Annotated in this window: 12 protein-coding genes and 1 pseudogene; 4 read left to right on the forward strand and 9 right to left on the reverse strand. The window is 37.2% G+C overall.

Annotated elements, in window-relative coordinates:
* Window positions 1–8: 8 nt before the first annotated feature.
* Genes DCC39_RS08180 through DCC39_RS08190 form a run of 3 tightly spaced genes read right to left on the reverse strand, consistent with a single transcriptional unit; the run spans window position 9 to window position 3002 of the window.
* A complete protein-coding gene (locus DCC39_RS08180) occupies window positions 9–1010 on the reverse strand; it encodes a glycoside transferase (RefSeq protein ID WP_116554405.1) in 1002 nt (333 codons plus the stop codon).
* Window positions 997–2244 carry a glycosyltransferase gene (locus DCC39_RS08185; RefSeq protein WP_116554406.1) on the reverse strand — a complete coding sequence of 416 codons (1248 nt, stop codon included), beginning with the start codon at window positions 2242–2244 and terminating at the stop codon, window positions 997–999. The genes DCC39_RS08180 and DCC39_RS08185 overlap by 14 nt, the downstream gene beginning before the upstream one ends.
* Complete coding sequence (locus DCC39_RS08190) at window positions 2241–3002, reverse strand: hypothetical protein (RefSeq protein WP_165820806.1); 762 nt, start codon at window positions 3000–3002, stop codon at window positions 2241–2243. Before DCC39_RS08190 ends, DCC39_RS08185 begins: the two co-directional genes overlap by 4 nt.
* A 425-nt stretch (window positions 3003–3427) precedes the next feature.
* Between DCC39_RS08190 and DCC39_RS08195 the strand changes: the two genes are divergently transcribed.
* From DCC39_RS08195 to DCC39_RS08205, 3 genes are all read left to right on the forward strand, one after another.
* On the forward strand, window positions 3428–4075 hold the full coding sequence (locus DCC39_RS08195) for a DedA family protein (RefSeq protein WP_116554408.1): 648 nt from the start codon (window positions 3428–3430) through the stop codon (window positions 4073–4075).
* Between the two features lie 262 nt (window positions 4076–4337).
* Window positions 4338–5669 (forward strand): short-chain fatty acid transporter, encoded by a 1332-nt coding sequence (locus DCC39_RS08200; RefSeq protein WP_116554409.1) that lies wholly within the window; start codon window positions 4338–4340, stop codon window positions 5667–5669.
* Between the two features lie 22 nt (window positions 5670–5691).
* Window positions 5692–6369: a cyclase family protein gene (locus DCC39_RS08205; protein WP_116554410.1), complete on the forward strand. Its 678-nt coding sequence runs from the start codon at window positions 5692–5694 to the stop codon at window positions 6367–6369.
* Window positions 6370–6455: 86 nt separating this feature from the next.
* Here the strand turns inward: DCC39_RS08205 and DCC39_RS08210 are convergent, their stop codons facing one another.
* The 4 genes from DCC39_RS08210 to DCC39_RS08225 all read right to left on the reverse strand — a co-directional run bounded on the left by DCC39_RS08210 (window position 6456) and on the right by DCC39_RS08225 (window position 8365).
* Entirely contained in the window at window positions 6456–6986 is a 531-nt protein-coding gene (locus tag DCC39_RS08210) for a hypothetical protein (RefSeq protein WP_116554411.1), read from the reverse strand.
* Window positions 6987–7006: 20 nt separating this feature from the next.
* Window positions 7007–7306, reverse strand: coding sequence for a hypothetical protein (locus tag DCC39_RS08215; RefSeq protein ID WP_116554412.1), 300 nt, complete (start codon window positions 7304–7306; stop codon window positions 7007–7009).
* Window positions 7307–7394: 88 nt separating this feature from the next.
* Complete coding sequence (locus tag DCC39_RS08220; protein WP_116554413.1) at window positions 7395–8036, reverse strand: permease prefix domain 1-containing protein; 642 nt, start codon at window positions 8034–8036, stop codon at window positions 7395–7397.
* Window positions 8033–8365 carry a PadR family transcriptional regulator gene (locus tag DCC39_RS08225; protein ID WP_116554414.1) on the reverse strand — a complete coding sequence of 111 codons (333 nt, stop codon included), beginning with the start codon at window positions 8363–8365 and terminating at the stop codon, window positions 8033–8035. The genes DCC39_RS08220 and DCC39_RS08225 overlap by 4 nt, the downstream gene beginning before the upstream one ends.
* A 388-nt stretch (window positions 8366–8753) precedes the next feature.
* Between DCC39_RS08225 and DCC39_RS08230 the strand changes: the two genes are divergently transcribed.
* Window positions 8754–9569 (forward strand): ZIP family metal transporter, encoded by an 816-nt coding sequence (locus DCC39_RS08230; RefSeq protein ID WP_116554415.1) that lies wholly within the window; start codon window positions 8754–8756, stop codon window positions 9567–9569.
* A gap of 443 nt (window positions 9570–10012) precedes the next feature.
* On the opposite strand, the gene DCC39_RS08235 is transcribed toward DCC39_RS08230, so the two are convergent.
* Window positions 10013–10591, reverse strand: a complete 579-nt coding sequence (locus tag DCC39_RS08235) for a Uma2 family endonuclease (protein ID WP_116554416.1) — start codon at window positions 10589–10591, stop codon at window positions 10013–10015.
* A gap of 326 nt (window positions 10592–10917) precedes the next feature.
* Window positions 10918–11722, reverse strand: a pseudogene (locus DCC39_RS08240) (RNA-guided endonuclease TnpB family protein); the annotation flags it as partial.

An 11722-nucleotide genomic window follows, 5' to 3' on the forward strand; every position in this document is an offset into this window, starting at 1 on the left:
TCCTCTTCTTAGTCGTTTTCTTTTAGCATTTGTTGGTAATGGATATAGTCAAAAAAGTGTGCTTTTCCAATCGTAGACTCATCTGCCAGTTGCTGCGCATGTTTTACTACTTCATTAGCCAAATCGTTTTTATTAATTTCTCTAAAGTATTGTTGCAAAAAATAATAAACGGATAGCGACTCATAATTGACAGTTGCCTCTTTCGTTTCGCGGTTATACCTTCCGTACAGCTTACCTTGACTGCGCCATTCCGTTGTCACCCACTCTTCAAACGACGGGGAAGGTTGACCGATGTTCTCCCTGTTTAAAGCAATCAAAAGCTGATCAATAAGATGGACTTCCTCACGATCATTAAACATCCCAGACTTTGTATCAAAATACTCCGGAAAAAATGTTAAGGAGCCATCAAGACTTTCCAACAATTGCTTTGTTCCGTGATTGTCTGAAAATGCCGTGAAAAACTCTCGTGTTAAATAGCTTAATGTCACTCGACTCGCAGGAGAATCTGTTGACCAATCATAGAAATCAACGTAGTATCCATCTGGAGTTTGTTTTTTTTGGATTGATGATGCCAACTTCTTTGCCAACGTTTCATATGTAGGCTTGTTAAATACTTTGCTGGCCGATTGCAGCGCATCAATGATACGAAGATCGTCGATTAAGGCATTTACATTTGTAGCTTCATTTAATGCCCACTGAATGTAAAGATCGCCATTTTTCCGGACAATGAAGTAATCTTGTAATTGTTCTACCTGCTGTTCAAATGTGTTACGATCATGGACAAGGACTAAATATTGCATATACAAACCAATACTCTCAGATAAATATTGAGAATTTTGCTGCTTAGGATAAGCATGAATTAGCCCTTGTTCGTTCATATAATTATTTTTCACAGTTGCTTGGACGCTTTCTTCTTTCCCGTCAATACCTAACCATTTGCCTATTCCATAAACAACTAAAAACATCAGAGCAACTCCAATTGCCCAATTTACCCATTTAGTCTTCAACATCAACTTTTTCCTTTACTTTAAATCGCTTCGTCTTATCCCAACCAATTGTTTTTCCCCGTATTCTGCTCCAAACGTACATCGGAAAGCTGCGAAGCAACAAAATAATAATAAACACTTGAGCATACGTAAAATACATGACAAACGTATAAAAGACCGTCTTCACCGTAACATTCCGATCGATCACAATGGCACTCAAGAGTTGTGCAGTGTAGACGACATAGCTCATATACCATAGAAGAAATAAAGGTGTCGGTATAGAGGGGAATTTAAAACCAAATAAACTTAAAATAAAAAATACATCAGACACTAAAAGTAGCAAAATAAAGACAATATACGTCAATAAATGCTGAAGCGTGAGAACGAATGTCCTCCCTCTCCAATGCGAAAATTCACGAATCGATTTTTCTAATAGATAAATATTACCTGTTAGCCATCTTGTTCGTTGCTTGATAAACGTTTTTAGACGTTCAGGCTCTTGCTCCCATGTGCGGGAAACAGGAACAACTGGCAATAAATATCCTGCTGCCGTAATGCGAACAGTAAGCTCAGCGTCTTCCGCAAGGGCATATACATCATAGCCACCGACTTCTGCTAATACCGAACGCTTTAATAACATATTTGTTCCTGCCAGCGAGCCTAACTTAAATAACTTCCATCGGCCACATTGCATTAACAATTGAAAAACTTGAAACTCAAGCCCAATCATCCCTGTTAACGTATTTTTTCCTGCATTCATCGTTTTTACATAACCGACTGCCCCTGCCGCCTTTTCCGTGGATTCCGCTGCTTCGACCAACTTTTCGACTGCATCTGGTTCTGGTTGATTATCCGCATCATAGATGACAAAATAATCGGATTGCGAGATGCTTAAACCATAATTTAGAACGCGGGATTTCCCTTTTGGCTCTCCTGGCGGAACAGAAATATAGTGAATATGAGAAAAAACTTTTGAGAATTCCTTTGCAATATCAGCTGTATCATCTTCAGAGTTGTCATCTAATAAATAAATATCTAATTTTCCTTGATATTGTAATCTCCCCATCGCTCTTAATGTATCTTCAATCACGACACCCTCATTGTGGGCAGGGATTAATACAGCGACACTCGGATATTTATCTAATGCTGGATGATCTATATAACGGATTCGAAACCAAACACCCGCGAGTGTTATAATCGAATAATAAATAAGCAATCCCCAAAAAAATGCCATCGTAATGATTAGAAGCCAAGTCATTCCGCTTCCTCCCTCACTTTAGACAACTGGCTTAACTCTTTTACCATTTCCATTTTAATTTTGTAAGGGGTGTCGACGAAATTTAATTCTTTTTTAGATAATTCATGAATCCGATTTAGAACAATTTCCACACCTTCTTCATGGGTATCTTTCAGCAAAATATAGATTGTATTCTTCGTGGCTGTAACTAAATCGAACTTCTCGCGAATAGATTGCAGCACAACTTTTTCAAGTAATTCCTGTAAATTTTTTTGAATTCGTTTATTTTTGTATGTTATGGTTATTTCGACAAACCATGCTTCTCCATGCCCGCGCGCGATTGACTTTATGACCCATTCTGCTTGATTCATAAATTCATTTCTCGTTAAAATCCCCGTTTTTTGATTATATTTTTGTAATTCATGCACCTGTTCTATTAATCCATCAACCTTGTAACCAATTTTTTTAATATAATTTAATAAAATCCAAAAAGATAAAATAAAGCTTGTAAACAGCAAATGATTATAAACATATAGCAATTGAACATCGGATGTTTCAATATGTAAAAAGGCTTGTACTGTAAGAAAAATACCATAACAAAGCACTAAAGTAACCGCATATAGAAAAGCAAAACGCTCCCTAACCAATGCCATGAATAAAATGGATAGAAGCGCTACAAGAATAGCCTCGCCAGAAAAAGGCAATTGTAAATAAACAAAAAACCACCCATTAATTAAAAGAAAAATAATGAGTAATCCGATTACAAAATTATATTTCAATACATTCATCCCCTGCATGTAATCCTGTTATTAAAAAACCTCCGCCAAACCCACCTTTTTGATATTAAACACCTGACGATAACTGGTAAACTTCCCTTTCTATTGCATAATACCTTATTTATTTTTAAAAAACTATTTTAAAAGAAATAAAATAGCTTTTCATAAACAACAATTCCTTAAATAGACATATTTCGCGAGGTAGCGGTAAGAATCTATTAAAAGCGTAACTGCAACAACATATTTTTAAAACATACTGTATTTTCCAAATTTACAATGTCAAAAATCACTGTTTTAAGAATATACTCATAAAGTAGTTCTTGCAGTAATAAAGTAAAAAGGCAATAATGTTAGTGGACATTCAACAATTTTTAATAAATTTCAGATAACATTATTGGCTAAAAAATTATAAAAAAGGAATTAAAATGATGGATTTAATCAAGCATTTAATCAGCTTCATCTTGCATATCGACGAACATCTAGTCGATATTATTCAAATCTTCGATTTATGGTCATATGCAGTATTATTTTTCATTGTTTTTATTGAAACGGGTGTTGTTATCTTTCCTTTTTTGCCTGGCGACTCTTTATTGTTTGCGAGTGGTGCTTTTGCAGCAGTAGGCGCCTTTAACATCCTATTTCTTCTCTGCATTTTTTTTGCTGCTGCTGTTATCGGAGATACTGTCAATTACCATATTGGCAAAAAAGTTGGGACATCGATTCCACCAGATAGCTGGTTTGGAAAGTTGGTAAACAAAGAAAAAATGGCCAAAGCAGAGGAATTCTTTAATAAACATGGAGGCAAAACAATTGTATTGGCCCGGTTTATGCCATTTGTCCGTACATTTGCACCGTTTGTAGCGGGGGCTAGCCGAATGAACTATCGTTATTTTATCGCCTACAATGTAATCGGTGCAGCGCTTTGGGTGAGCCTATGCACGATGGCTGGATATTTCTTTGGGAATATACGTGTTATAAAAAATAACTTCTCAACAGTCATTTTACTTATCATCTTTTTGTCTGTTTTGCCCTCACTAATCGGTTTTATTAGAAGCCGGTTAGCAAAGACCTACTAAAAGCCCTCGCCCCATGTCAAGGGCTTCTTTCTTTTATAAATATAAGAAATGGAAAAAAATGATCACCACTTCTAAATTTATTGAAGTGGTGATTTTTTGCATGTTTCAAGGAATCTTCTAAAAATTACCGATTTTGCAATCCCCTTTTTAATTGACAAACAAACTATTTGAATATAACATTTTGTTATTAATTGTCTAACTACATGCTAATCTTTGGCTTTAATATATTACTAGATAAAAGGGTATAAAAGGGGGAACAAACATGCAGAAAGTGACGAACTTTTTTACAACGATCATGAGAAAGTATTTACCAGACCCTTTTGTTTTTGCAATTGGACTTACACTATTAACGATGGTATTAGCTATGGCGGTGGAAGGGCAAGGGTTTAAAGAGGTCGCAACGAGTTGGGGAAATGGGTTTTGGGACTTGCTTGCCTTTACTACACAAATGGCTGTTATATTAGCAATGGGATACGTGCTGGCTACTGCACCTATTACTGATAAATTGCTTAATAAGATTACTAGCTTTGTGCATACGCCGAAAATGGCAATTATCGTTGCCACTTTAGTCGGTGGAATCGGGAGTTATTTAAACTGGGGATTTGGACTAGTCATTGGTGGGATCATTGCAAAAAAATTAGCAACTAAAATTAAAGGAATTCACTATCCTTTAATTATTGCTGCTGCATATAGTGGTTTTACTTTTTACGGATTAGGATTTTCTTCAAGTATTCCAGTATTGATCTCCACACCAGGACATCCGATGGAAGGTGATATGGGGATTATCCCGCTTGCGGAGACAATCTTTTCATTACCAATGATGATTACTACAATTGTTCTTCTTGTTACTCTGCCTTTAGTGAATGCAATGCTACATCCTAAGAAAAAAGAAGACATTATTGAATTTAATCCCGCACTCTATACGGAAAAGAAGGAAGCTGCCTTAGAGTTAACGGAAGATAATACCTTGGCAACAAGATTGAATAATAGCCGGTTGTTATCTTATACAATCGGCATCATCGGTATCCTTTATGTATTCTGGTATTTTACAGATGGAAATACATTAAACTTGAATATTGTTAACTTTATCATTTTATTTTTAGGTATCATTTTATTAGGTACCCCATCTAAATATGTACAAAGTTTAACGGAAGGGATTAAAACGATTTCCGGGATCATCCTTCAATACCCTTTCTATGCTGGCATTATGGCCATTATGGCCGCATCAGGTTTAGTAGATACGATTGCAGGGGGCTTTGTAAACTTTTCATCAGCAGAAACTCTACCATTTTGGGGTCTAGTTAGTTCTTTCTTTATTAATTTCTTTGCTCCATCTGGTGGCGGGCACTGGGTAGTCCAAGGTCCATTCATGATTGATGCGGCAAAAGAATTAGGTGCTTCTATAAGTTCAACATCCATGTCTGTCATGTTGGGGAACGCATGGAATGACCTCGTTCAACCATTCTGGATTCTGCCTGCGTTAGCACTTTCTAAACTAAAACTAAAAGACATTATGGGATATTTGGTCATGATGATGTTCTATGTAGGAATGATCTATATTATTGCTGTTTTATGTATGGGCTATTTCTTTTAATATTTAAATTGGAGGTATTCTTATGAGGGTTGTAGATTTATCTGTACTATTATACGATGGCCTTGTTTCATTTCCTTCACATCCTAAAGTGGTGATGATGGACCATATTACACACGACTTTTCAAAACCGAGATACCAGGCACCATGTGAAGGTTATGCAAGTAAAATGATTATGATGTCGGATCATAGTGGTACACATATGGATGCACCTTACCATTTCTTTAAGGACGGCTTAACAGTCGAGAATATTCCAATCGAAGCGACGATGGGCAATGCCGTATTGATTGATGTTTCTGATAAAGGTTCGAACGAACCAGTAACAAAAGAAATGATAGAAAAAGTTGTAGAAAAAGAGCAGCTAGAAATTAAAGAAAATGATATTGTTCTCTTCCGATGCTGGCCTGGCGAGTGGAATGCGGAGGGCTTTCATGACTGTAAATCATTAGCCCCATCTGTAGCGGAATGGGTTCTTGAGAAGAAGGTTAAAGCAATTGGACTCGATTTACCGAACGCAGACATCAATGATAACATGCAGCGGACTGTTCATTTAGCATTACTTAGCCGGAATATCTTAATCATGGAAAATATTGTGAATCTAGAAAAACTATCTAAAAAACGGTTCTATTTTATTGGTACCCCTTTAAATTTGAAAGGTCTTACTGGCTCACCGATTCGGGCGTTAGCTATTGAAGAATGGTAATTCATTCAAAAAAATTGGGGCTGCCTAATAAATCCCTAAAATGAAAGCGAGAGAAGAAAAGCATCACGCCTTTCTTCTCTCGCTTTTTATTTTGTAGTGGATTTCTTGGACAGCCCAGTTATCCAGAAACATGTAACAAAAGCGACTAAAGAAACAAACATCGCAAATATTAGCCCAAAAAAAGCCATACCTGTGTCATGTTCTGGTGTACCTGGTTCAAGGGTCACCAGCATATAGAGGAAGATAAGGAGAAGCAGGAAATAAAAACTGCTGCCAACTGATCCCATGATGAAAGATTCTCTCCGGCCCCTGTTCACTGCTTCGCGGAAAACGAACCATAGATAAATGCTTAAAACTGTTGCAAGAAACATCACAACTAGATGAAAGAATGGAATTGGTAACATTCCTGTCAAAATAAAAGCGGCTGCTGCCAGCCCAAATAAAAAAGCGTTTAAAAAAAATAAAAAAATGCCGGCAAGCCATTCATTCTGAAACCAGCTAAAGCTCTCTAATTTTCTAACGAAAAAAGAATTTGAATGGACAAAACGGGCAAGTCTCCGCTTGTTTAATAAAACGATCAAAACAAATAAGCACCCAATTAGTAATAAAGTAGACATACCTAGCTCCTTTCAAAAACCTAGGAATTTTTTATAAACGGATCACAAAGATAAGGAGGAATTCCGGCCTCTGGCAACATAAAGGCAAAAAGAAAGAAAAAGATCATAAGCCAAGCGATGATAACAACAATCAGTGACAAAATAGGATAAAGATTTCTTGCAAACGAATAGACACCAAGCTGCAAACTGGCAATAGCAAGTAGAAGAGTTATCATTGCGGCAATAATTGGGTCCATCTTAGCCACAGCAGCGGATAGAAACAGCGAAAAATAAATCAATTGCATGAGAATGGCTATACAAGGGATTAACGCTTTCTTCATATTTTTCTCCTTAGTTTTTTAAGATGAATGCTCATTACGGAATGAGTATACCTAGCTAATCTATGTATAAGGGTAAAAATTTCAGGCCTTATACGGCCTGATGCCTTCCAAAATAATAACCGAATTGACTAAACGGATAGAATAAGAGTGTAACGCCGAGGCAAGCCACTACAAAAGATGGGGTTAAAAAAGGGCTAAACCATTGGGTAGGAAATACCCCGTAAAGAATCCCAAACATTAACACCAAATTTGGGATAAGGGCGCAACTCATTGTTTCAAAAAGGATTCTCTTCCCTTTCGCACCAAACTCTTTACCGATTTGATAGCCAATAAACAACCAAAAACCAGTATACATGAATAGGATAAGCAAGCTGTATTGTCCGAGCACTTCCCAAGCAATCTGCAAAAATGGCATATTACCAAGATGATAACATACTGTTAAGCAGGCCCCCATCAAAAAAAGAAAATGGTTGCTTAAAACAAGCCAAAGTTTAACTTTGTTAGGTGCTGTTGTACATATCTTTCCAAATTGGGCAGCCAATTCGTTTGGATGGCCAAATTGCTCGATCATGGCTTGTACAGCTTCTGGTTCACTCATTCCTTTTCTCAGCAAATCCGCCATTTCTTCTTCAATATGTACGATAAGTTCAGCCATAATTAATTCCTTTTCAGGGTGAGCTTCCATCTCTTGCTCGAACTGCTTGATATACTTTTCTTTTGTCTGAATCATGGCCCGCTTCTTCCCAACATCTGATTCATCATATTCGAAAAGGACATCCATTCTTTTGTTTTTTCTTGCAACAATTTTTTCCCGGCAGATGTCAACTTATAATACTTTCTTGCAGGGCCTTTTTCCTTTTTCTCCCAGTAAGCTTCAACATAACCTTGTTGCTCAAGTTTATGCAAGGCGGGATATAACGTTCCTTCTTTCACTTGTAACGTATTTTGGCTCCTTTTTTCCATTTCTTTGACAAGCTCATAACCGTACATCGCTCGTTCGTTAAGCAATTGCAACAGTAATAATGAGGTACTGCCTTTTAAAAGCTCTCGGTTATACATACACCCACCTACCTAGATTTAATAGGTACATTCAAGAATATATTATTTCACTTTGTAATTGATGTCAACCCTTGATAATATAAGTGACAACCGAATGATACTTCATTACGGATAATTAATGGCTTTTTAACATTTTTCTTCAAGCGAATAACTTAAAGCAAAGGGATTTAACACCGTGCCTAATGGGTAAAATACATTTATCGCAAGAAGGATGGCAGTAACGTTTCACAAACAGGATAAATCTTTTTTTAATGATAGAACGAAAAAAAGAATGTTCGTTTTTTATTGTAATATCATGATAATGAAGTTCGGCAATCCAAGAAAGTGAAAAACCGTTTCAAACGCAATCTATTTTTATAAATTTCGTAAAAGGAGCCCTTTTTTCATTATGGTAGATTTTTTTAAGAGTTTTGACCCAATTACACAAGCTTTCATCGCTACATTATTCACGTGGGGAATGACAGCATTGGGGGCTTCAGTCGTTTTTGCTACAAAAACGTTAAACCAACGATTGCTGGATAGCATGTTAGGCTTTGCAGCCGGTGTCATGATTGCAGCCAGCTACTGGTCGCTGCTTTCTCCGGCCATAGAAATGTCGGGTGGCAATCCAATAGGAAAATGGTTCCCGGCTGCGTTTGGTTTTGTATTAGGAGGGATTTTTTTGTGGGGAATTGATAAAATATTACCTCATCTCCATCCAAACGCACCGATAGGCCAAGGAGAGGGATTTGAATTTAAAAAAAGAAAAAGGAGTACCTTGTTAGTGCTTGCGATAACATTACATAACATTCCGGAAGGATTAGCTGTCGGGATTGCTTTCGGTGCACTAGCAAATGGAGGAACGGAAGCATCTCTAGCAAGTGCCATAACGTTAGCCATAGGAATCGGCATTCAAAACTTTCCCGAAGGTGTGGCCGTGTCCATGCCTTTGAGGGGGGATGGAATGTCACGCAGCACAAGTTTCTTCTACGGGCAGCTCTCAGGCATGGTCGAACCGATTGCAGCGATGATTGGTGCATTCGCTGTCGCATTTATTGAACCATTATTACCCTACGCATTAAGCTTTGCCGCTGGAGCCATGATCTTTGTTGTAGCGGAAGAAGTTATCCCGAGCTCACAGGAAAAAGGCAATAAAGACCTGGCTTCAATGAGTTTGATGTTTGGTTTTGTTTTAATGATGATTTTGGATGTGGCGTTGGGGTAGGGTTTACATAAAAGCACTTTCTTTATCAAACGAGAGATTCATAAGTTCATCAATCATACAAACAAGGTGGATTGTATCCATTGGCACAAGTTTCATTAACTCTTATTTTAGGTTGCATAAAATACTCGAATTTTAGGTTGATAGGAGGAAAATACCCTAAGCCTTTTATGAAATTCGATATGAACATTTAAAACTCCCCCACACAAAAAAATAGCATTTAAATGGGGGAGTACTGTGATCCAATTGGAAGGATTTTGGAAAATCAGGCCTTTTTTACAAGGTATTAAACGATCCGATACATGTTACCCCCTAACCCTATATTAACATCTAATTTTTCGTGCTTCAATTTTCATTGGATAAAAAAGAGCTCTCCCTTAATAACTTGAAGGAAAGCTCTTGCATCAAATTGACACGAGCAATATCAACGAACAATCTTTAAACACTTATTTCTCAAATTCTTCTCTAAAAACATTTTTTAGATCTATAGATAAATCATCAAAAATTCTAACTTCAATAACTTCATCATTCGTATATGTGCCATTATGTTTGTATAGCTCGTTTTCTAATACATATGCGTCAATTGTTTCGTGTGCAGGGTCAACAATCCAGTATTCCTTAACACCTGCTCTTTGATATCGATGAAACTTAATCATTCTGTCTGTTTTTGCAGTAGACTTTGATAGTATTTCAACAATTAAATCTGGCGCACCTACAATGCGGCTTTTGTGTATTTTATCTTCATCACATACAATCACTATGTCCGGTTTCACCCATTCGTTTACTTTGGTGAGGTCTTCTTCTTCACAAAGACAAACGTCAACTTCAGCAAGAACTCTACATGATTTATTTCTTAAATACACGTTGAACTCTGTTGAAAGTTCCATTGCAATCGATTGATGTTTTACATTAGGTGATGGTGACATATTATATATTCGCCCATCAATCACCTCATATTGAACTTCTTCATCTAACTTTAAGTATTCAGCATACGTTAACGAATTGTTCTCATGCGGCGGAGCCAATTTAACCCCTCCCTTATTCGTTTTTAAAAAAATTTTATTCCTAATTCTGCTACTTTACAACTTCATTATACAACATCCCTTTAGCACTTCGCATATTGTGTCAAATAAGCAACACCGTTGTGAACCTTACCTGCCAAACACTAGCATGTACTCTCAAATAAAGGTGTAAATGTTGCTTTATACGTTCATCTGAAATTTGAATCTGAACTAATAAATAGGAGATAGAACATTTATTGCTCCTTCGGGGTTGAACTACTCCACCTTAATTTCTTACGAAATTTGAAGATGGAGATTCCTAAGAACACCTTCGTAACCGAAAGTTTTGCTTAGGCTATCCCCGCAGTTCCTGCGGTTAGAAGTCTTATGGCTGCATTTTTAAGATTCCTACTTGCGTTAATATCCCTGTCGTGATGCGTACCACATTCTTTGCATTCCCACTCACGCAATGCGAGATTCTTAACGTCTTTATTGCGGTAGCCACAACTAGAACATAGCTGGCTGGAAGGGAAGTTTTTCGCAACCGTTATAACCTGTTTTCCGTACCATTTCGCCTTGTATTCAAGCATGGTGCGAAACTCTGACCAACTTACTTCACTAATGGCTTTTGCTAATTTGTGGTTCTGTAACAGATTGGATACCTGCAAATCTTCAATCCCGATGACATCGTGGTTTCGGCCAACACGACGTTGGTCATGCAAGCGTTGCCGCAGGACGCGGCGTTCTTAGCTTGCGTACCTTAGCATTGGAGATTTTATGCAAGTAGTCCTTTCTTGCATTCGTTATTTTCTCATGTATTCTTGCAACCTTGATTCGTTGTTTTTGCCAATTCGAAGACCCTTTTTTTCGTCTTGACAGGATACGTTGTGCTTTTGCCAACTTTTTCTCTAATGTACGGAAGAATTTAGGANTTTATGCCAATTTGAAGACCCTTTTTTTCGTCTTGACAGGATACGTTGTGCTTTTGCCAACTTTTTCTCTAATGTACGGAAGAATTTAGGATTCTTATATACTGTTTCATCTGACAAGATTGCAAAATCCCTTAATCCAACATCAATACCAATAGTAGAATCTGTTTTTGGTAATGGATTCACTTCTGTTTCGACAAGAATGGATACTGAGTATTTGCCACTT

Source organism: Pueribacillus theae (assembly GCF_003097615.1).
GTDB lineage: Bacteria > Bacillota > Bacilli > Bacillales > UBA6769 > Pueribacillus > Pueribacillus theae.

Bases quoted from the DNA above. Each gene is read 5' to 3' on its own strand.
- DCC39_RS08180 (WP_116554405.1), bottom strand. From the start codon at position 1,010: ATGTTGAAGACTAAATGGGTAAATTGGGCAATTGGAGTTGCTCTGATG.
- DCC39_RS08185 (WP_116554406.1), bottom strand. From the start codon at position 2,244: ATGACTTGGCTTCTAATCATTACGATGGCATTTTTTTGGGGATTGCTT.
- DCC39_RS08215 (WP_116554412.1), bottom strand. From the start codon at position 7,306: ATGAAGAAAGCGTTAATCCCTTGTATAGCCATTCTCATGCAATTGATT.
- DCC39_RS08200 (WP_116554409.1), top strand. From the start codon at position 4,338: ATGCAGAAAGTGACGAACTTTTTTACAACGATCATGAGAAAGTATTTA.
- DCC39_RS08210 (WP_116554411.1), bottom strand. From the start codon at position 6,986: ATGTCTACTTTATTACTAATTGGGTGCTTATTTGTTTTGATCGTTTTA.
- DCC39_RS08230 (WP_116554415.1), top strand. From the start codon at position 8,754: ATGGTAGATTTTTTTAAGAGTTTTGACCCAATTACACAAGCTTTCATC.
- DCC39_RS08225 (WP_116554414.1), bottom strand. From the start codon at position 8,365: ATGTATAACCGAGAGCTTTTAAAAGGCAGTACCTCATTATTACTGTTG.
- DCC39_RS08220 (WP_116554413.1), bottom strand. From the start codon at position 8,036: ATGATTCAGACAAAAGAAAAGTATATCAAGCAGTTCGAGCAAGAGATG.
- DCC39_RS08195 (WP_116554408.1), top strand. From the start codon at position 3,428: ATGGATTTAATCAAGCATTTAATCAGCTTCATCTTGCATATCGACGAA.
- DCC39_RS08205 (WP_116554410.1), top strand. From the start codon at position 5,692: ATGAGGGTTGTAGATTTATCTGTACTATTATACGATGGCCTTGTTTCA.